The sequence below is a fragment of the Nocardioides marinus genome, assembly GCF_013408145.1.
GTDB lineage: Bacteria > Actinomycetota > Actinomycetes > Propionibacteriales > Nocardioidaceae > Nocardioides > Nocardioides marinus.
Window position 1 is genome coordinate 2,777,665 of record NZ_JACBZI010000001.1, and the last position, 19,285, is coordinate 2,796,949.

The following is a 19,285-nucleotide window of genomic DNA, read 5'->3' on the forward strand; positions in this document are numbered from 1 at the left end:
CCTCACGAAACGGATCCCCCATGCGACGAATGCTCACGGCCACCTTGGTCGGCGCCGCCCTCACCTTGACGGCGGGCATCCTCAGCCCAGCCACTGCCGAGGAGACCACCGGCCTCACGACCGAACGTGTCGGGATCGCTGCGGACACAGGCGGCTACCCCACCATCCACTTCGGCTTCTACGGGCTCCTGGCGACGTTCACAGACACGACGCCGGACAGCAGCCACCGGTACGTCGCGACCGCGACGCAGGTGACCGCCGAGGGCGAGGAGCCGGGCGTGGTCAAGGAGGGCGAGGGCTACGTCTGGGAAGGGTGGGACGGGGTCACCCCGATGCAGGTCTACATCCCCAACGACGGCGACATGGCGATCGGCGACACGTTCGACGTCGTCCTCAGCGAGTACGACGGCGACGTCCTCGTCGAGCAGTCCGCAGCCGTCGCTCACACCGTGCGGGTGATCAGTCACCCCTCGAACCTTCGGATGAAGCGCTCGTCGAAGAAGGCGGTGCGCGTCGGTGAGGTCGTCAAGATGCGCTGGACCGGGGCCTTCGGTGAGGACGTCGCCTCGGTCACCCAGGTGATCGCGGCCCGCAAGGGGCGCTCCTTCGGTGAGTCCCGCCGCGACTTCCTTGTCTGCAAGAACTCCTACTGCCCCACGAAGAAGGGCATCACGTACGTCTCGACTCGCAGCAAGGACCTGGCCACCAGGTTCCGGGTACCGAAGCACTTCCGCGGGAAGACCCTGGTCATCTCCATCTACGGTCAGGCCGCGGTCGAGGACACCGTCTCCCTGGCAGCGCCGTGGGGTTGGTACTACGAGCTGAAGGTGCGTCGCTGACCCACCGACGTGCTGGCTACCGCAGGTGAGGGCGTCTCAGCACCTGCGGTAGCCCGGTCGTGCCCCTCAGCGGGCGCCATGGCGCCCGCTGAGGGGCACGACCCGTCCGGGCGGGCGTGGTGCGGCAGGCTGTCGCCATGACGTCTCGGGCCCCTGCAGCCACGCCCCTGGTGGGCGTGCCGTTCTGGCCGGCGGCGGCCTTCGTCCTCGTGTGGTCCTCGGGGTACGTCGCGGGGCCGGCCGGGGTCGAGGTCGTCTCGCCGTTCTGGGTGCTGGTGCTGCGGTTCGCGGTGGCGGCGCTGATGCTCTACCCCCTGGCGCGCCTGACCCGCGGAGCGCTGCGGATCTCGCGCGAGGACCTCGTGCGGGTCGCGGCGTCGGGGCTGGTGATGAACGGGCTGCTGTTCGGCACGATGTACGCCGCATTCGAGCTCGGCCTGCAGGCCACCCTCGGCGCGCTGCTGCACTCGCTCTCACCGGTGCTCACCGCGGTGCTGGCGGGGGTGCTGCTCGGTGAGCGGCTGACCCGGCTGCAGGTGGTCGGGTTCGTGGTCGGCGTGGCGGGGGTCGTAGTGGTGCTCGGGCCCGACATCGACCGGGCCGGTGGCGTCGCCGGGCTGCTGCTGGGCGTCGCCTCGCTGGCGTGCCTGTCGCTGGGGACGCTCGGGCAGCGGTGGATCGGCACCCGCACGGACCCGATCTGGTCAGCGACGCTGCAGTGCGCGGTGTGCGTGCCGCCGCTGGTCGTGCTCGCGCTGGCCGTCGAGGGGGCGCCCAGCGTGGGTTCCCCGGTCGACGCCACGGTCGCGGTGCTGTGGCTGGCAGGCGTGAACTCGGTGCTCGGGCTCCTGCTGCTCGGGCTGCTGGTGCGCCGCGGCGGTGCCGGGGCGAGTGCCAGCGTGTTCTTCCTGATGCCGCCGGTGACGGCCGTGCTGGCGTGGGTGCTGCTCGACGAGCGGCTCACCGGGCTGGCGGTGCTGGGGCTGGCACTCTCGACGGTCGGGGTCGCGGTCGCGACGAGGCGGCGGTCGTGAGCTCACTGCTCGACGTGCCACTCCCCCGACGGATGCACCGGCTCCCCGTCGTACGGCTGGTGCACGGGGGTGCGGCCGAGCGAGCCTGGTCGTGGGACCTGCGCGACCAGTGGACCCGCGAGTGGTGGCCCCAGGGCATCACGTGGGCCGGCAAGCGGCTGCTGGTGTCGTGGTACTCGCGCCGCGGCGGCGGCTCACGGATCTCCGTCGTCGACCTGGTCGCCCGCCGCTACGCCCACGTGCCGCTGCTGACGCCCGACGGCGAGTCGCTGCGCGTGCATGCCGGCGGCCTGGCGTGGGACGACGGCTGGTTGTACGTCGCCGCCACCGCCCGCGGCTTCTGGACCCTCCACGTCGACGACCTCGCGTTCACTGCCGGTCGAGCAGCGAGGAGCGCCAGCGACGAGCGTCGTCGAGACCCCGCAACCTGGCGCGCCCGCACCCTCCACCGGCCGACACTCCCGGGATCGGACGACCCGTTCCGCTGGTCCTTCATGGACCTCGCGCCCCCAGGGTGGTCGAGCAGCGAGGAGCGCCGGCCTCTCCCGATGGTCGAGGTGCGAGCGGAGCGGGCCTCGAGACCCCTCCTGGCCGGAGAGTACGGCCGGGGCGGCAAGTCCACCCGCCTGGCCCGACTGGAGGTCCGAGATGGCCAGCCGGTGGGCGACCTCCACGTCGTGGGCGAGGGCCCGGCCGGCATGCAGGGCGTGACGACGTACGCCGACGACCTGCTGGTCTCGACCTCGGCCGGCCCCTGGCTCAGGGGCAGCCTGCACCTGACCGGAGGTCCTAGTACCGAGCTGAGTGAGACGGACACCGACCAAGACGCACCCGGGACCCTCCCCGGCCTGAGTGACAGAGCGCGTGGGAGGCCCGCCATCGAGCTGGCCTCGGGACCGTTCCGCAGAGCGGCACCCATCGGGGTCGAGGACCTGACCAGGGACGACCTTGGCCGTCTGTGGACGGTCGGCGAGCACCCCGGTCGGCGCGCGGTCCTGCGCCTGCACGGCTAGTCACCTCGATCGGTCAACTCGGAGTTGACTGAAATAGCCACCGGGGCCGCACACATCGTGTGCGGCCCCGGTGACCTAGCCGAAGAGACCCCGTGCCCTAAGGTGGCACAGGCGGTCCGGACCTTTCTCGAGCAGCGGCAACAGAGAAAGGCCCGGACCGCGTCTGTGTCTCCGGCTCATCGAGCTGGAGCTGGGAGTCAGGTGCCCTCCCGGAGAGTGTCCCCGGGGCTCACGCCCCGGGGACCTCCCGTGTCGGTGCGCTCAGAGCGGACCGATCCCGGAGGGATCGATCAGTTCTGGGCCTCGTCGAGGTTCGCCTGAGCCTCGTCCAGGTCGGCCTGAGCCTTGTCGACCTGGGTCTGGCGGAGGGTCACGACGGTGGTGCGGGCGTCGACCTTGGCCTGGGCAAGAGTCACGTCGTCCTTCGCGGCACGCAGGGCCCGCTTGGTCTGACGCAGCTTCTTGCGGGTGGTCTTGGCCTTCTGCTTGTTGTCGTTGGCCTTCGCGCGGTTCAGCTTCTTGCGGAGCTTCTGCTTCTTCGCGGTCAGGGTGTCGACGTTCGCCTGCGCGATGGCAAGCTCAGCCTGGGCCACGTCCAGCTCGGCCTGAGCACTGGCCAGGTCGGCCTCGGCCTCGGCGAGAGCGATCTCAGCGTCCTCGACAGCCTGCTCCAGCGCCTCGATGTTGGTGACGGTCGAGGTGACGGAGTCCGTGTTCTTGGAAGCCGAGAGACCCGGGGCGTCGTTCGCAGCAGCGTAGGAGTTCGCGGCCTTGCCGAACTGGGTGACGTTGCCACTGTTCTCGCCCCGCACGCTGACGGTGATGCTGCCGTTGGCGGAGTCCGTCAGGAGGACGGTCTGCTCGATCTCACCGTTGGCGTCGGTGGCGCCCTCCTTGTTCTGGAGGCTGGCCGGGCCGGAGACCTGGAAGACCACGTTGGAGTCGTCCACGGTCGGAACCGGGTTGCCGAAGGCGTCGGTGACGGTGGCCGTGTAGGTGGCCACGTCGCCGGCGACGACACCCTCAGGGCCGTCGAGCTCGACGTTGCGAGCCGAGGCCTCGAGAGCAGCACCCGTGGGCTGCTCGACCGTGTACTTGACGGTCTTGGTGCGACCCGCGCTGGTGATGGTCACGGTGACGACGCCGGTCTTGGTACCGATGACGTTGACCGAACCCGTGCCCGTGTTGCTCAGCGTGATGGTCTTGGACTCGACAGCCTTCGCGAGGGTGTTGTCCGAACCGACGATCAGCGCACCGTTGTCCACGGAGAAGGTCGCCGGGGCGTCGGGGGTGCCGAGGGCAACCGAGATCGTCTCGAACTCGCTACCGGCGGAGTTCGCCACACCGTCGTAGAGCGGGAAGACCTTGGTGGCGGTCGCGTCGTCGGACGCGCCGGCGATCGTGAAGTTCCCACCGAGACCGTCAGCGGTGTAGTCGATGCGAGCACCGGCGAAGTTGGACGGGGTGCCGTCGAACTGGTCCTCGAACAGGTTGATGGTGAAGGTCTCGCTGCCGACGGTGGTGCCGGCGTCGGGCAGGGTGAAGGTCGCCTTGCCGTCGGAGCCGACGGTCTGGCGAGCGGTCTGGGTGCTGCCGTTGCGCAAGCCGCGGACGATCGAGACCTGCGCGGGAGCGCCGATCGGGTCGCCGAACTGGTCGAGCACCGAGACGGTGACCTCGGTCGGGCTGCCGACCTTGGTCACGTAGACGGCCTGGCCGGCCTTGACCGAGTCAGCGGCGGCGCGAGCGAACTCGAGCGTGGTGCTGGCGATGCCGGAGCTGGCCGACTCGAAGGTCATCTGCGAGCCCGCGACGATGCCGGAGGGGCTGACGGTCAGGGAGCCCTTGCCGTCGGCGTCGAGGACGACGGTGTAGGACTTCGACGCCGCGCCGCCGAACTTGAGCGTGCCGCTCGAGAGCGTGAGGACCACAGCCTTGTTGGCGTCGTCCGGGATGGTGTCGGCGTCGCCGCCGTCCTTGCTCATGAACTCGAAGGTCACCGAGCCCTGGTCGACGCGCACCTGGTAGGTGCCGCCGAACGCGTCGCCCGCCTCGAACTCGTCGGCGCCGGTGACGAGGTCGAACTCGTCGGCGTCGATGGTGGCGTTGGCGATGACGTTGATGACCGCCGAGTCCGTGACGGTGGCCGGCGTGCCGCCGGTGCCGTTGCCGGTCGCGGTGAACGTGGTCTCACCGGAGGTGTTCGAGCTGGCCTTGAAGGTGGTCGAGCCGCTGACGAGGTCAGCCGGGTCGAGCGTGTTGTCCGGGGTGAAGGTCACGCCGGTCCCGGCCAGAGCGAAGCCCTCACCGGTGGTCAGCTGGGTCGCGTTGCCAGCCGAGTCGGCGATCGCGGCGGTGTAGTTGCCGGTCGGGACGCCAGCCGAGGTGGTCTGCGAGTCGGGGCTGATCGCGATCGACGCAGGCGCGCCGGCGGTGGCACCGGAGATGGTCGCGCGGGCCTCGGCAGCGTCGACAGAGCCGGCGCCGTCCTCGTCCTCGTAGATGGCGACAGCGAAGCTGCCACCAGCGGACGGGGTGGTCACGGCCAGGTTGACCGTGATCTCGTCGAGTCCGTCGGTCTTGTTGGAGTCACCGGGGTCGCCGTTGGCGATGCGGTCGACCGAGACGATGGAGACCGTCTGAGAGGGCGAGTTCGCGCCGCTGGTCAGGTTGGTGGCCTTGAGCTTGAGGTCGGCCTCGTCGACACCCTTGGTCTTGAGGAGGACCTCGCCGCCGAGCGCGCCGGCGTTACGGATCGGGCCGACGGACGCGACGGTGATCGAGTCACCAGCCGCCGCCGAGGCGGAGGAAGCGATGAACGGGATACCCGCCACCGCGAGAGCGGAGACGGCCGTGGTGGCCAGGCCCCGCTTGATGCCGCTGCTGTTCATGAAGATTGAACCCTTCTGAAGGTTGTTAGGACTGGTCCGACACAGAACGGACCACCCGGCCCCGAGGCCAGGACCCAGGCGAGGTTCACTAGGGACCTGTCTGGACGGATCGCACAGTAAAGATCCTGTGAGTTGCGCTGCGGCCTTTATGTTCTTTACTTTTTGCCTTGCAATAACTGTGGCCGAGGTCACTCGTTACTGTCCCTCCCCCCACCCCACGGCGACTCGGGTCGACCTAGGAGCAGCAGTTGAGCGCTGATGAGCCACGCAGCGGTTCCCGCCGCACCGCGGGTGTGCCCAAGCCACGGCGCGGGCGACCGCCCCGGATGCCGGACGACACCACGCCGATGGCCGAGGGGTACTACGACCCCTGGGCCCGGACGGCCTGGTTGCTGGTCACCGCGCGTTCACTCGGGTCCGACCCGGCGTACGCCGACCGCGCGACCTTCGTCGACGCCCTCGTGGACTCCGGTGTCAACGCCGACGCCAGCCGGGTCAGCCGGTGGGAGTCGGGCCAGCAGGCCGTGTCCTTCCGGGCCCTGCGCGGCTACGAGACGGTCCTCGGCCTCTCCGAGGGCGCCCTGGTCGCCGCCAGCCGCCAGCTCGTGCGCGACGCCGAGACCTCGGCCAAGCCCCCGGAGAAGATCTCCTTCGCCGGGCTCGATCACCTCTCCCCCGACACGATGGTCTCCGACCTCGTCGACCGGGCCACCGACAAGGACGACCACCTCACCGGGGGCGACTGGCTGCGGCTCGCCACCGAGCTCGAGCGCTTCGAGCTGGTGCTGCTCTCCAACCGCACCTGGTCCCTGGTGTGCGAGCGGCTGCTCCACGAGCTGGCCCGCACCAGCGGCGTCGACCAGCTGCGCCGCTTCGAGGCGCTCAGCACCCTGGTCACCCACCCCGTCGCCCAACGACACGTCCTGCACGCGCTCGGTGTCTGGCTCACCGATCCCGACGTGCAGGTCGTCTTCCCGATGCTCACGGTCCTCCAGCAGCTCGAGGACCCCGGCGCCAGCAACCTGGTCTGCCGCCTCATGGACGCCCCCAGCAGCCAGCTCGCACGCGGCGCCATCCAGGTGGCCGCGGCCAAGCTCGCGCGCGGCCACGTCGGCCGGGCACACCTCGCGCTCATCGAGCAGCACGCCATCCGGGGCCTCGTCACGCCGACGTCCAAGCGCAGCGCGGACCTGCTCGACCTGCTGACCCATCTGCCCGACGAGTCCTTCGCCCGGGTCACCGGCAACCTCAAGGACAGCCCGCTGCGCACCCGCATCCTGCAGACCCGCGAGACCCACGACCTGGCCGTGCGCGACGTCAGCCGGAGCATCAGCCGGCAGGTCTCCACCCAGGCGCAGGCGATGACCCCCGCGGTCTACCGCTCCGAGCCCGACCAGCTGTTGGACCGTCTCGTGCGCGAGTCGCTCTTCCACGTCAGCGGCAACCGGAGGCGCCTGGCCGGCCAGGTGCTGGGCATCTCGCCGTACGCCCCCGCCGTCGCCGACTGCTTCCTCTCCCTCGCCGGCTCCGACCGCGAGCTGCTCGGCGACCGCGCCTGGGACGCGGTGTGGACCATCGGCCACGGCACCCGCCGCGACGACGTCGTCGCGCTCGTCGACACCGACCACCCCTGGACCCAGCGCCGCGCGCTCATCAGCCTGGCCCGCTCGGGTGCCGGGCTGCGCGAGGAGCACCAGGGCGTCGTTCGCCGCGCGATGGACAGCGCGAACTCCGCCGTCCGCCGCGCCGCCCTCGCCGCCACCGGGCTGCAGGCCCCCCACCACCTGCCCACCCCGCTGGAGACGCAGTCCAGCCCGGACGCCTCGGTCGTGCGCTGGTGGCGCAAGGTCGGGCCGGCGCTGCGCGACCTCGACGGCCGCTTCGACCTGGAGCCGCTGGCCGACTGACCCGCCGGCGGTGCCTCAGCCGGTGCGCGGCGCCAGGGCGAGCTGGCGGGACTGGGCGACCAGCCGGCCGGTGGAGTCCCAGACCTCGCAGTCCTCCTCGAACGTCCCGCCCGCGAAGTTCCGCGTGCGGTGCTGCACCTTCAGCCACCCCGGCGCCGGCTTGGCCCGCACGTGCGCGGTGAGCTCGAGCGTCGGGGCCCACCCGATCATGCCGAGGTCGAAGGTCACCGGCGGCAGCGCGTCGAGGACCATCAGCAGCGCGACCGGGTCGACCTCGCGCCCGTCGGCCATCCGGAACCACGCCGACAGGTGCCCCACCCCGCGCGGCTCCCCCCGCACCCACCCGGTCTGCTCGACCGGGAAGCGCATCTCGAAGCGCCGCATCATCGGCGCCAGCTCGAGCACGAAGTCCGGCACGTCCTCGGGGCCCGCGCAGTCCTCGGGCGCCGGCAGCTCCGGCTCGGTGGCCGTGGTGCGGACCTCCCCCTCGAAACGTCCGAGGTCGGCGTACGTCGCCAGCAGGGTCAGGCGGGTCTGCCCGTCCTGGGTCAGGTCGGCCGCGACCGTGGCCATCCGGCCACCCTCGCGTCGCACGTCGACCGCCACCTCGGCGGGGCCGGGCGTCCCGGCGGAGAGGAAGTAGGCCGACACCGCGACCGGGTCCGGCTTGGACTCCAGGTGCTGGGAGATCGCCTGACCGGCCAGGGCCATCTGGAAGCCGCCGTTGATGCCGCCCCCGACGCTCCAGCCGCCGTCGAGAGCGCCGGAGTACCGGCCCTCACCAAGGGCGGTCAGGGACAGGTGGCGGTCGAGCTCGTAGGTCACGTCGGTGAACCTACTGGGCGCGGTCACCCGACTGCGCCAGCTGGTCCAACAGCTCACCGGAGTGCCGGACACCGGTGAGCGCCGCGGGGTGCACGGTCTCCCCCACCTTCAGCACGCTGAACCGGCCGTCCGGCTCGACCACCACGAGCGACACCTCGTGCGGGCCCCGCACCCCGGCGCACCGCAGGGCACTCCACAGCACCGACTCGTCGAGCCCGAGCCGGTGCAGCTCGTGGCGCTGGACGTGCCCGGCGACCATCACGGCGACCGCGCGGTGGCGCCGACGACGCGACATCCGCTCGCTGCGGCGCACCCGGCCGGCCAGGCCCTCGACCACGAACAGCGTGCCCAGCGCCAGCAGACCGCCGCTCAACGTCGGCACCTGCCCGAGGATCGAGCGACCGACGATGGCGCCGAGGACCGTGACGACTGCGAGGTCCAGGCTCGAGGGCGAGGCGTAGAGTCGCTGGCCGGCCCGGCTCAGCAGGCTGGTGATCGCGCTGTAGAGGACCACCGTCGAGACGACGACCGCGAGGGCGCCGTGCGCGGGCATGCCGAGGTAATAGGCGAGCTCGTCCATGGGCTCCATCGTGCTCCCCATCGCTGGACGCTGCGCTGGCGACCGGGTCTCGAGGCTCGCTCCGCTCGCACCTCGACCGGCGATGACGTGGGGACAGGGGACGGCCCGGGCGCCGCCAGCGGCAGCGACACCCGGGCCGTCGTGGGTGGCCTATCGGCCGGTCACCGCGGCTTCTGTGTGTTGGACTTGTAGACCTCGCCACCGCTGCGGATCTTGGCGATGAAGCGGGTCTTGCGGTTGCCGTTGCGGTCGGCCTTCTTGAAGGTCATCCGACCACCGTCGGGCACCACGTCCTCGCGGATCTGGATGAGGCGCTTGTTGCCCTGCGCCTTCGTCCCGCGGATCACGAACAGCTTGATGGTCTCGCCCACGCCGTTGTCGATGTCGGCGCGCACGATGTCCTTCTTCCCACCGTTGCTGTCCGCGGCCAGGGTGATGACGATCGGCTCACCCGGGCCGTCGACCTCACCGAAGTCGACGGTGTCGTTGGCCTTGGAGTCGGCGACGACCTGATTGCCGACGTACCCGATGGCCGAGACGCGGGCGCGCCCCTCGGTGTTGCCCGAGAAGACGTACGACGCGATGCCGTCCTCGCCGGTGGCGACCCGGTCGTCGGCCGACCCGTCGTCGTCGTTGCCCGGCCCGGTGCGGAAGAAGGCGACGTCGAACTCGATCTCCTCGCCCTCCTGGTCGGTCGCGGTGTAGGTCATGATCACCGTGTCGCCGACCTCGCGCTGCTCGTCGCCCACCTGGGCCAGCTCGAAGGTGCTGTTGGCGAAGTCGACCTCGTAGAACTGCGCAGTCGGGCCGTTGCCGGTCACCTCGTCGGTGCCGTCGGTGGTGACGATGTCCGCGTCGTCGTCGGCGTCGCCGCCGTCAGCGGCGTACACCGAGGTGTTCGCGTCCCAGGTGCCGGTCGGCGTGACCTCGTCCGCGCTGTCGGAGGACAGCTCGAACTCCGGGTCGGCGTCGAAGTCGGAGGTCACGGTGTCGACCGCGTCCCCGTCCTCGTCCACGACGTCGCCGCCGTCGGCGGTGATCGCCACGTCCTCGCCCCCGACGGGGTTGCCGAACTGGTCGGTCACCTTGACGTCGTACGCCACGTCGTCGGTGACCGGCGCCTTGGGCAGCACGCCGGACTCCTGGAAGCGGTCGGCCGCCAGGTCGACCAGCACGTCGCCGCCGTTGAGCGGGTCCGCGGTGCTCCACGCGACGTCGGCGGTGTCGGTGGTGTCCCCGACCTTCGCGGTGACCGTGTCGGTCGCCTCGCCGTCGTCGTCGAACTCCTCGCTGCGCTCGATGCCGACGCCGAAGGACACCTCGCCGTCGCCGTCGGTGACCAGGGTGATGGCCTGGCCCCGCTCCTGCAGGTCGCCCGCCGGCTGGCCGACGCGGCCGTCGGCCGGCCCGTTGGTGAAGAAGCTGTCGCCGTCCACCGTGAGGCGCACCGCGACGTTCGGCACCGGCTGGTCCTGGTCGTCGGTCACCGTCACCGTGCCGTACGCCGGGGCGCCGGGCTTCCCGGTGCCCTGCAGGCCCGTGATGGCGACCTCGGCACCCTCGGGCGCGGCGTCGTTGAAGAACGTCACGTCCGTGGTGGCCGACGCGTCGGCGTCGTCGGTGTCGGCCGGGCTGTTCGGGTCCTCGTAGGAGTCGGTCTCGGCGGTGACCTCACCGGTCTCGGTCCCCTGCGCCTGGCCCTGCGCGGCGGCGGGGTCGTCGAGGGTCGCGGAGAAGGAGCCGTCGGCGCCGGTCTCGACCTCGCGGGTCGCGGCGTCGTCGCCGGTCTCCTGGTCGAAGGCGGCGTCGCCGCTGCCGTCGGCGGCGTAGGTCAGCGTGATCGGGCGGCCCGGCAGTCCGGTGTTGTCCGCCAGGGCGAGCGTGCCCGCGACCGGCGCGGAGTCACCGGCGGCACCGGCGACCTCGTCGTCGTCGAAGGTGATCTCGGCCTGGCCGGCCTTGACCTGCAGTACCTGCTCGGAGTCGACGGCGCCGCCGCCGGTGACCGGGTTGGCGCGCAGACCGGCCTCGAGGGTGTAGGTGCCGCCCTCGGGGCGCGGGGAGGGCAGCGGGATGTTCGCGCTGCCGTCGACCCCGACCACGGCGGTGCCCTCGGTCTCCTGGGCGGCCGGGTCGCCGTCGAAGGCCTGGAAGGTCCAGGTGTACTCCACGGTCTGGCCGGCACCCTGGGCGAACGGGACGTCCTCGCCCTCCTGGTCCTTGACCTGGACCTGAATGTCGTCGGCGTCGTACTCGTCGTAGTCGAACGCCTCGCCGTTGGCCGAGGTGGCCTCCAGGCTGGTGGGCTCGGGGCTGTACTGCCCCACCGTCACGTCCTCGGACCGCTTGTCGCCCAGGCCGGACTCGAAGGCGTCGGAGTCGGTGGCGTTGGCGTAGTAGTAGGCCTCGGTGCCGCCTTCCTGGTCGGTGGTGACCTGGCCGTCGGCATCGGTCTGCCCGACGTAGGCGCCGCCCTCCCGGCGCACCTCCGCCCCGGCGATCGGCGTGCCTGCTCCGTCGACCACGGTGATGGTGATCTCCGCGGACCCGCTGCCGGGCACGTTGGCGTTGGTCGGCTCGGCGGTGACCGTGCCGAGCTGCTGGCGGTTGATGGCGAAGGACTCGGCGTCGTCGGTCGCGCCCGCGGCCTTCACGAGCACCTGGTCGGTGCCGTTGCCGTAGTCGTAGTCGGTGATGTCGAGGACGCCGCGCCAGGTGCCGGTGGGCGAGCCCTGCGGGGTCGTCGACTCCGTGCTGTCGCCCTGACCTGCCCAGGCGTCCGCGCTCGGGTCGTAGAAGTCGAGCGAGGGCGTCGCGCCGGTGGCCGAGGAGGTGCCCTCGACGACGGCGAACTGGCCGCCGTCGGCGTCGTTGGAGTACGGCGCTTGGAACACGTCGAGCGCGGACCCGTCGGTCACGTTGACGGTGTCGGCGTTGTTGTCGACCGTCACGCCGCCGAGCTCGTCGGTGTCCGGCGTAGCCGGGCCGAGCCCGGTCGCGCGCAGGGTCACGTTCGCGGACCCGGCGATCGGGGTGGGGTTCCACTCGACCGCGAACGCACCGTCGTCGTTGCGCGAGGTCTGGTTGGCGATGAGCGTCCACGGGCCGCTCCCGATGCGGTACTCGAACCGCACGCCCGTGACGTTGCTGCCACCGATGGCGGTGAGCCGCTGGGTGGCGTTCTGCCCGTCCGGCTTGGCCGAGACGGTGGTGGCGACGGGCGAGACGAGGTCGACCTCGTCCGCGCCCAGGGTGGAGGTGTGCGTGACCGCGCCTGCAGGCCCGGCGAGGAGGGGGAGGCCTGCGATGGCGAGGGCGGTGACCGCCGAGCCCGCGAGGCCCTTCTTCGTGCCGCTGGTGAACATCAGCTTCCTTTCCACAGGTCGCCCAGGGGGGATCCCCCGAGCAGCCGCGACGCTAGGAAGCCCGGGCCCACCCCCGCGGACTTCTGTGACCGCGAGGTAAATTCGCGTCAATGTCCTCGGGAGGCAGCGTGCGTCGTTACCCCGCTGCGGGCGATCCGCCCCGGCCGGGTCGTCCCGCCCGCGTGCCGGAGGACCGGTCCTCCTGGGACGCCCAGGTCGTCGACGCCCCCGCCCGCACGGGCTGGCTGCACCTGGCCAACCGAGCCGTCGCCGGGCTGACCCGCGCCGAGCTGCGCCTCGGCCTCGAGGCCATGACCGACCACTCCGGCGCCGCCCTGGTCGCCGACCCCAGCCGGGTCAGCCGCTGGGAGAGCGGCCGCCAGCAGCCGCCGGTCGCGGTCACCCTCGGGTACGAGCGGCTGCTGGGCCTGCCCCCGGGGCGGCTGCTGGCCCCGGTGCGGACCCTGGCCCGCACGACCGGTGGTGCGCCCGACGGCGTACCGGACGAGGAGGTGGAGGGGCTGCTCGCCGAGGCACTCGCCGACCGTCCCCTGGACGGGAGCCGGTGGCTGCGGCTCGCCCTCGCCCTCACCTGGCACGACCGCTTCTTCCTCCGCGCCGACGACCTCCACACGCTGGCGGGCCGCCTGGTCGGTGAGCTCGCCCGCAGCGCCGGCGCCGCCCACCACCTCCGCCTCGAGGCGGCGCTGACCCTGCTCCAGCACCCCTCGTCCCAGCGGGCGGTGCTCCGGGCGGTCGGCAGCTGGCTGACCGACCCCGACGTCCAGCTGGTCACCCCGGTCGTCGCGTTGCTCGGCTCGGTGGGGGGCGACACCGACGACCTGGTGCTGCGGTTGCTGCAGGGCCAGGACGCCCGGGTGGCCGAGGCGACCCTGCCCGTGGCGGCCGCCAAGCTGGCCGCCGGGCAGGTCGGGCCCCGGCACGTGCGCGCGCTCGCCGACCTCGCGACCGGGCTCGTCCCCGGCGTGGCCGGCCGGGCCCTGGCCGACCTGCTCGACCTGGTCTGCCAGCTGCCGCGCCCGGAGTTCGAGCGGGTCGTGGACGCTCAGCGCGACGGCGGCGTCCGTGACCAGCTGCTGCAGATCCGCGACTCCTCGACCCTGATCCCCGACGCCGCGCACCGCCGGCTGGCCCGCAGCCTGGCGTGGCGGGCGCAGTGGGGCGCCGAGGACCGCGAGCCGCCCGAGCCCGACCCCATGCTGGAGCGGCTGGTCCGCGAGGCGCTGTTCCACGTCGACGGCCGCCGGCGCGAGCTCGCCGGCCGCCTGGTCGCCGCGACGCCGTACGGCCCGGTCCTCGCCACCCACGTCGTGGCCCTCACCGACGACCCGCGCGAGCTGCTGGCCACCCGGGCCTGGGAGCTCGTGCACGTCCTGGGCCACGGCGACGCCCACCGCAGCATCGTGGCGCGCGCCCTGGACGAGCAGGCCCCGCACCGCAGCGAGGCCCTGCTGGCGCTCGGGCTCTCCGAGGTCCCGCTCACCCCCAGCGAGTCGCGTGCCGTGGCGGCGCTGGCGGCGCAGTCACCGGACCTGCGGTACGCCGCCACGCTGGCGCTGGGCCTGGCCTCCCCCGGGTCCCTGCCGGCCCTGCGGGGGCTGGACGCCGTGACCGACCGGGCCATCGACTGGTGGCAGCGGGTGGGGACCGCGGTGGTGGACCGCCCGATGTGACCCGGCCTTTACCGATCGGGTACGACTGTCCCATGCGACTCGGCGTGCTCCCCTCCTCCCGCTCCTCCCGCTCCGGCTCCCGCTCCGGCTCCCGCGTCGGGGCCCGTGTCGGGGCCTCCGTCCTGGCCCTGGGCCTGCTGCTCGGTGCCTCCGCGTGCAGCGGCGACGACGACTCCTCCTCCGAGCCGGAGGGCTCGGCCGCCTCCGCGTCGACCGCCGCCGAGCCCGGCCCCGAGGTGGAGGCCGACACGGCCACCTTCGAGGCCCCCAGCGGCTTCGTGGTCGCCGAGGGCTCCGGCAAGAGCGCCGCCGTCCTCGCGACCGGCCCCGGGGGCAACCTGGTCTCGGTCGTCGAGCTCGACTTCGCCGGTGACCCCCCGAGCCTGGAGCGCCAGGCCGAGATCACCCTGATGGGCCTCGGTGACAAGTTCGAGGCCCAGGACCCGGTCGAGGTCGACGGCGTCGAGATGTACCACCTGTCCGGCAAGGAGTCGAAGGGTCGTTTCGCCGACGTCTACGGTGCCGTCGTCGACGGCACCGCGGTGCGCCTGACCCTGCGGCTGGCCTCCGACGAGTACGACGCCGACCAGCGCGCCGCGGTCAACCAGCAGCTGCTCGACTCCTGGACCTGGGACGCCTGAGCCCCGACGCGTCCCCCTAGGGTTCTGGCATGGACCCTCTGGAGATCGGCACCGGCCCGATCCGCGGGGCCTACCTGCCCTCCACGGTCGAGAACGTCCTGTGGGGACGCCTCCCCTGCGCCGCCGACGAGCCGGTGCTGCGGGTCGAGCCGGGTGACGAGGTCACCCTCGACACGCTCAGCCACGAGGGCATCCTCGAGGACCAGGGTCGCGACCCCGACCGGTTCTTCGCGGCGTACGACGTGCCGGTGCTGGCCGACGCCCGCGCGCTCGCGTCCTCCGGTGCCCCGCACGTGGTCGGGGTCGACGGGCCGCACGTGGTGAGCCGTCCCGTCGCGGTGACCGGCGCGCGGCCCGGCGACCTGCTCGCGATCACCCTGCTCGAGACCGCGCCGCGGGTGCCGTACGGCGTGGTGTCCAACCGGCACGGACGTGGGGCCCTGCCCGGGGAGTACCCGCTCGAGGGCGATGTCTTCTCCGCCTTCGCCCGCGTCGCCGACGGTGGCACGCACGCGGAGATGGGCCTGGTCCCGGGCCCGATCGGCGACGGACCGGTGGTGCGCTTCCCGATGGCGCCGTTCCTCGGGATCCTCGGGGTCGCCGTCACCGGTGACCAGCGACCGCACTCGGTGCCGCCCGGGGTCCACGGCGGCAACCTCGACATCTCGCTGCTGACCGCGGGCGCCACGCTGTACCTCCCGGTGCAGGTGGAGGACGCCCTCTTCTACGCCGGCGACCCGCACTTCGCGCAGGGCGACGGCGAGGTCGCGCTGACCGCGCTCGAGGCGTCGCTGCGCGCGACCGTCCGGCTCGACGTCGTGCCCGCGGCCGAGGCGGTGGCGCAGTTCGGCGAGGTCGTCTCCCCGCTCGCCGAGAGCGTCGACCACCTCGTCCCCACAGGCTTGGACGAGGACCTCGACGTCGCGGTCCAGCAGTGCGTCCGGCACGCGATCAGCCTGCTCGTCGCGCGCTACGGCATGGACCCGCGGATGGCCTACGCCTATCTCTCCGCGGCGACCGACTTCGAGATCTCCCAGGTGGTGGACGTGGTCAAGGGCGTGCACGCGCGCATCCGGAAGAGCGACTTCGCAGGGGTGTCCTCCGGTGGTCGAGCAGCGAGCGCCAGCGAGCGGGCGTCGAGACCATGAACGGGCCGTCCCTGCCGGTGCCGCCGGGTCTCGTCGAGGCTTTCCGCACCTACGAGCAGGCGCTGATGAGCGACGACGTCGAGGTCCTCGACCGCCTCTTCGCGCCCGCGTCGACGACCCTGCGCGGCGACGCCGACGGGCTGCTGGTCGGCCACGACCAGATCGCCGCGTTCCGTTCCGGCCGCGGCGGCGCTCCTGCCCGCCGGCTGGTGCAGACCCACGTCCAGGTCACCGACCCCGACCACGCCCTCGTCGTCGCGGTGACCGAGCTGGCGCGCGGCGGCCGCGGCCAGCAGACCCAGCTGTGGGCCCGCACCGACGACGACTTCTGCGGCGGCTGGAAGGTCACCGCCGCCCACGTGTCCGTTCCCGCCCCCGCGCTGGACACCCGGATCTGGCGGGTCGTCGGCGACCCGCTCGTCCCCGGCGCCCCGGCCGGCCCGCTGGTGGGCGAGAGCGTCGCGGTCAAGGACCTCTTCGCCGTCGCCGGGCAGAAGGTCGGCGCCGGCAACCCCACGTGGGAGGCCGCTGCTCCCGTCGAGCGTTCGGACGCCACCGTCGTCGACACCCTCGTGGAGGCCGGTGCCGCGCTGCGCGGCATCGCCCGCACCGACGAGTTCGCCTACTCCCTGGCCGGCACCAACGCCCACTTCGGCGCCCCGCCCAACCCGCGCGCCCCGCGCCGGGTGCCCGGTGGCTCGTCGTCGGGGTCCGCATCGGCGGTCTCGCTGGGCCACGCCACGATCGGCCTCGGGACCGACACAGGTGGCTCGATCCGGGTGCCGGCGGCGTACCAGGGGCTCACCGGCATCCGCACCACCCACGGCGCCCTGCCCATGAACGGCGTGCTCGCCCTCTCCCCCACCTTCGACACCGTCGGCTGGCTGACCCGCTCGGTCGCGCTGCTGCGCGAGGTCGGCGACGTGCTGCTCCCGCCGGACCCGGTGCCCGGCGGCACCGACCTCGTCGTCGTGCCCGAGCTGCTCGCGCTCGCCGAGCCCGACGTGCGCTCGGCCGTGGAGACCTGGGTCGCCGACCAGGGGCTCATCGTCCGCGAGGGCTGGCCGCTGGGTGAGCTGACCACGTGGCTGCGGGCGTTCCAGACCTGGCAGGCGTGGGAGGCGTGGGCCGTGCGCGGCGGTTGGCTCGCAGACCGGCTCGACACCCTCGGGGCCGACGTCCGCACCCGCTTCCGGCACGCCGCCTCGGTCGAGAAGGCCGAGGCCGACGCGGCGTACGACGTCGTCTGCTCCGCCCGCACACGGCTGCGCGACCTGATCGGCGACCGCGTCCTGGTGCTGCCGTCGTCGTCCTCGGTCGCCCCGCTGCTCGGTCAGGGCCTCCAGGCGGTCCGCGACGCCACGATGCGACTGACCTGCGTGGCCGGTCTCGCCGGCGCGCCCGCCGTCTCGCTGCCGCTCGCCACCCGCGGCGGGCTGCCGTGCGGCGTCAGCCTCGTCGCCGCCCCCGGCCGCGACCGCGCGCTGCTCGACCTCGCCGTCTCCCTGGGCTGACCGTCCTTCACGCCGAGCCGGCGTATCAATACGCCGGCTCGGCGGCGCGGACGCATCGAACCGGCGTATCAATACGCCGGCTCGGCGTCCCGGGGCAGTCGGATGAGGACGAAATGGCCCTGAAACACGAGTTCCAGATGCGCTTAACATCGGCGCCCTAGTTTCACCTCACGAGGACCGACCCCGCTGCTGGGACGGTCCGTGAGGGGAGGCAGCGGTGCGGCTCGCGGAGCTCAACACCATGGAGGCGCCGGACGCGGCGCGCGCCCTGCGCGGCTGCGCCGACGTGGACCGTTGGGTCGCCGCGCTCCTGGTCCGCCGCCCGTACGCCGACCGCCGGACCCTGCTCGACACGGCCCACCTGCTGGCCACCTGGTCCGACGCCGAGCTCGACCACGCCCTGGCCGACCACCCCCGCATCGGCGAGCGCGGCACCGGCCCGAGGGCTGCGACCAGCGCCCACGAGCAGGCCGGCGTGACCGACGCCGACCGGGAGGCGTTCAGGGAGGCCAACCGCCGCTACGAGGAGCGCTTCGACCGGATCTACCTCGTCCGGGCGGCGGGTCGCACCGCCGCCGAGATGCTCGCGCTGCTCGAGCAGCGGCTGACCCACGACGACGCCACCGAGCTGGCCGTCACCAAGCAGCAGCTCACCGAGATCGCGATGCTGCGGCTCGAGACCCTGGTCGAGGAGGACCGATGAGCAGCCTGTCCACCCACGTGCTCGACACCGCCCGCGGCGAGCCCGCGGCCGGTGTCACCGTCACCCTGCGCACGCTCACCGGCGCCACGGAGGAGCAGGTCACCGACGGCGACGGCCGCGCCCGCTTCGAGACCGAGGTCGAGGGAGCCACCACGCTGCGCTTCGAGACAGCCGCGATCAGCGACTTCTTCCCCGAGGTCGTGCTCACCTTCGTCGCCGACGCCGCCCGACCGCACCACCACGTGCCGCTGCTGCTGAGCCCGTTCGCCTACTCGACCTACCGCGGGAGCTGAGCGATGAGTCGGATCGTGCTCGGCCCGAACCAGTACGGCAAGGCGGAGTGCCGCCTGGTCCGCGTGGACCGCGACCGGGACGCGCACACCATCGAGGACCTCACCGTCACCACACAGCTGCGCGGCGACTTCGAGGCCTGCCACGTCGACGGCGACAACAGCCTCGTCGTGGCCACCGACACCCAGAAGAACACCGTCCACGCCTTCGCCCGCGACGGCATCGACTCCCCCGAGGCGTTCCTGCTGCGGCTCGCCGACCACTTCGTCGACGGCTTCGAGCAGGTCACCGGCGCGGAGATGACCGCGCTCTCGCACACGTGGGGCCGGCTCGGCGACCACGCGTTCCTCCGCGACGGCACCAGCACCCGCACCGCCCGGGTCGAGCGGGGTCCCGAGACCAGCACCGTCACCGCCGGGCTCACCGACTGCACGATCCTGAAGTCCACCGACTCGGAGTTCCACGGGTTCCCGCGCGACCGCTACACGACCCTGGCCGAGACCGACGACCGCATCCTGGCCACCAGCCTCACCGCGACCTGGACCTACGCCGGCACGGACCACGACTGGGACGCCCTCCACGCGAGCATCACCCGCACCCTGCTCGACACCTTCACCGACCACCACAGCCTGGCGCTGCAGCAGACGATCTACGCGATGGGTCGAGCCGTCCTCGAGACCCACGACACGGTCACCTCGATCGACCTGAGCTGCCCCAACAAGCACCACTTCCTCGTCGACCTCGAGCCCTTCGGCCTCGACAACCCCGGCGAGGTCTTCCACGCCGCCGACCGGCCCTACGGGCTGATCCGGGCGACGGTCATGAGGGAGGACTGAGCAC

At 72.5% G+C, this 19,285-nt stretch carries 15 protein-coding genes; 11 read left to right on the forward strand and 4 right to left on the reverse strand.

Annotated elements, in window-relative coordinates:
• The first annotated feature begins 20 nt into the window (after positions 1 to 20).
• The 3 genes from BKA05_RS13180 (at position 21) to BKA05_RS13190 (ending at position 2,886) form a co-directional block, all read left to right on the forward strand.
• A complete protein-coding gene (locus tag BKA05_RS13180) occupies positions 21 to 839 on the forward strand; it encodes a hypothetical protein (protein WP_179531832.1) in 819 nt (272 codons plus the stop codon).
• A gap of 137 nt (positions 840 to 976) precedes the next feature.
• Entirely contained in the window at positions 977 to 1,873 is an 897-nt protein-coding gene (locus BKA05_RS13185; protein WP_179531833.1) for a DMT family transporter, read from the forward strand.
• A complete protein-coding gene (locus BKA05_RS13190) occupies positions 1,870 to 2,886 on the forward strand; it encodes a hypothetical protein (RefSeq protein ID WP_179531834.1) in 1,017 nt (338 codons plus the stop codon). The genes BKA05_RS13185 and BKA05_RS13190 overlap by 4 nt, the downstream gene beginning before the upstream one ends.
• 290 nt (positions 2,887 to 3,176) lie before the next feature.
• Here the strand turns inward: BKA05_RS13190 and BKA05_RS13195 are convergent, their stop codons facing one another.
• Complete coding sequence (locus BKA05_RS13195; RefSeq protein WP_179531835.1) at positions 3,177 to 5,777, reverse strand: Ig-like domain-containing protein; 2,601 nt, start codon at positions 5,775 to 5,777, stop codon at positions 3,177 to 3,179.
• A 326-nt stretch (positions 5,778 to 6,103) separates the two neighbouring features.
• Between BKA05_RS13195 and BKA05_RS13200 the strand changes: the two genes are divergently transcribed.
• Positions 6,104 to 7,684: a hypothetical protein gene (locus tag BKA05_RS13200; RefSeq protein WP_179531836.1), complete on the forward strand. Its 1,581-nt coding sequence runs from the start codon at positions 6,104 to 6,106 to the stop codon at positions 7,682 to 7,684.
• 15 nt (positions 7,685 to 7,699) lie between these two features.
• Here the strand turns inward: BKA05_RS13200 and BKA05_RS13205 are convergent, their stop codons facing one another.
• The 3 genes from BKA05_RS13205 to BKA05_RS13215 form a co-directional block, all read right to left on the reverse strand.
• Positions 7,700 to 8,509, reverse strand: coding sequence for an acyl-CoA thioesterase domain-containing protein (locus BKA05_RS13205; protein ID WP_179531837.1), 810 nt, complete (start codon positions 8,507 to 8,509; stop codon positions 7,700 to 7,702).
• Positions 8,510 to 8,519: 10 nt separating this feature from the next.
• Positions 8,520 to 9,089, reverse strand: a complete 570-nt coding sequence (locus tag BKA05_RS13210) for a YetF domain-containing protein (RefSeq protein WP_179531838.1) — start codon at positions 9,087 to 9,089, stop codon at positions 8,520 to 8,522.
• 161 nt (positions 9,090 to 9,250) lie between these two features.
• Positions 9,251 to 12,454, reverse strand: a complete 3,204-nt coding sequence (locus BKA05_RS13215) for a hypothetical protein (RefSeq protein WP_179531839.1) — start codon at positions 12,452 to 12,454, stop codon at positions 9,251 to 9,253.
• 110 nt (positions 12,455 to 12,564) lie between these two features.
• Between BKA05_RS13215 and BKA05_RS13220 the strand changes: the two genes are divergently transcribed.
• From BKA05_RS13220 to pucL, 7 genes are all read left to right on the forward strand, one after another.
• Entirely contained in the window at positions 12,565 to 14,148 is a 1,584-nt protein-coding gene (locus BKA05_RS13220; protein WP_179531840.1) for a hypothetical protein, read from the forward strand.
• 32 nt (positions 14,149 to 14,180) lie between these two features.
• On the forward strand, positions 14,181 to 14,789 hold the full coding sequence (locus BKA05_RS13225; RefSeq protein WP_179531841.1) for a hypothetical protein: 609 nt from the start codon (positions 14,181 to 14,183) through the stop codon (positions 14,787 to 14,789).
• 29 nt (positions 14,790 to 14,818) lie between these two features.
• Positions 14,819 to 15,937, forward strand: a complete 1,119-nt coding sequence (locus tag BKA05_RS13230) for an acetamidase/formamidase family protein (RefSeq protein ID WP_179531842.1) — start codon at positions 14,819 to 14,821, stop codon at positions 15,935 to 15,937.
• A complete protein-coding gene (locus BKA05_RS13235) occupies positions 15,934 to 17,451 on the forward strand; it encodes an AtzH-like domain-containing protein (RefSeq protein ID WP_179531843.1) in 1,518 nt (505 codons plus the stop codon). The genes BKA05_RS13230 and BKA05_RS13235 overlap by 4 nt, the downstream gene beginning before the upstream one ends.
• A 217-nt stretch (positions 17,452 to 17,668) precedes the next feature.
• On the forward strand, positions 17,669 to 18,154 hold the full coding sequence (gene uraD, locus BKA05_RS13240; RefSeq protein ID WP_179531844.1) for a 2-oxo-4-hydroxy-4-carboxy-5-ureidoimidazoline decarboxylase: 486 nt from the start codon (positions 17,669 to 17,671) through the stop codon (positions 18,152 to 18,154).
• The gene (locus BKA05_RS13245; protein ID WP_179531845.1) at positions 18,151 to 18,447 is read left to right on the forward strand and encodes a hydroxyisourate hydrolase; all 297 of its coding nucleotides are present in this window, start codon (positions 18,151 to 18,153) and stop codon (positions 18,445 to 18,447) included. Before uraD ends, BKA05_RS13245 begins: the two co-directional genes overlap by 4 nt.
• Positions 18,448 to 18,450: 3 nt before the next feature.
• Positions 18,451 to 19,281: a factor-independent urate hydroxylase gene (gene pucL / locus BKA05_RS13250; protein ID WP_179531846.1), complete on the forward strand. Its 831-nt coding sequence runs from the start codon at positions 18,451 to 18,453 to the stop codon at positions 19,279 to 19,281.
• Positions 19,282 to 19,285: the final 4 nt, after the last annotated feature.

Excerpts from the sequence above, each read along its gene's own strand:
- BKA05_RS13180 (WP_179531832.1), top strand. The coding sequence starts at position 21 with ATGCGACGAATGCTCACGGCCACCTTGGTCGGCGCCGCCCTCACCTTG.
- BKA05_RS13185 (WP_179531833.1), top strand. The coding sequence starts at position 977 with ATGACGTCTCGGGCCCCTGCAGCCACGCCCCTGGTGGGCGTGCCGTTC.
- BKA05_RS13195 (WP_179531835.1), bottom strand. The coding sequence starts at position 5,777 with ATGAACAGCAGCGGCATCAAGCGGGGCCTGGCCACCACGGCCGTCTCC.
- BKA05_RS13200 (WP_179531836.1), top strand. The coding sequence starts at position 6,104 with ATGCCGGACGACACCACGCCGATGGCCGAGGGGTACTACGACCCCTGG.
- BKA05_RS13210 (WP_179531838.1), bottom strand. The coding sequence starts at position 9,089 with ATGGACGAGCTCGCCTATTACCTCGGCATGCCCGCGCACGGCGCCCTC.
- BKA05_RS13215 (WP_179531839.1), bottom strand. The coding sequence starts at position 12,454 with ATGTTCACCAGCGGCACGAAGAAGGGCCTCGCGGGCTCGGCGGTCACC.
- BKA05_RS13220 (WP_179531840.1), top strand. The coding sequence starts at position 12,565 with ATGTCCTCGGGAGGCAGCGTGCGTCGTTACCCCGCTGCGGGCGATCCG.
- BKA05_RS13225 (WP_179531841.1), top strand. The coding sequence starts at position 14,181 with ATGCGACTCGGCGTGCTCCCCTCCTCCCGCTCCTCCCGCTCCGGCTCC.
- BKA05_RS13230 (WP_179531842.1), top strand. The coding sequence starts at position 14,819 with ATGGACCCTCTGGAGATCGGCACCGGCCCGATCCGCGGGGCCTACCTG.
- BKA05_RS13235 (WP_179531843.1), top strand. The coding sequence starts at position 15,934 with ATGAACGGGCCGTCCCTGCCGGTGCCGCCGGGTCTCGTCGAGGCTTTC.
- BKA05_RS13245 (WP_179531845.1), top strand. The coding sequence starts at position 18,151 with ATGAGCAGCCTGTCCACCCACGTGCTCGACACCGCCCGCGGCGAGCCC.
- pucL (WP_179531846.1), top strand. The coding sequence starts at position 18,451 with ATGAGTCGGATCGTGCTCGGCCCGAACCAGTACGGCAAGGCGGAGTGC.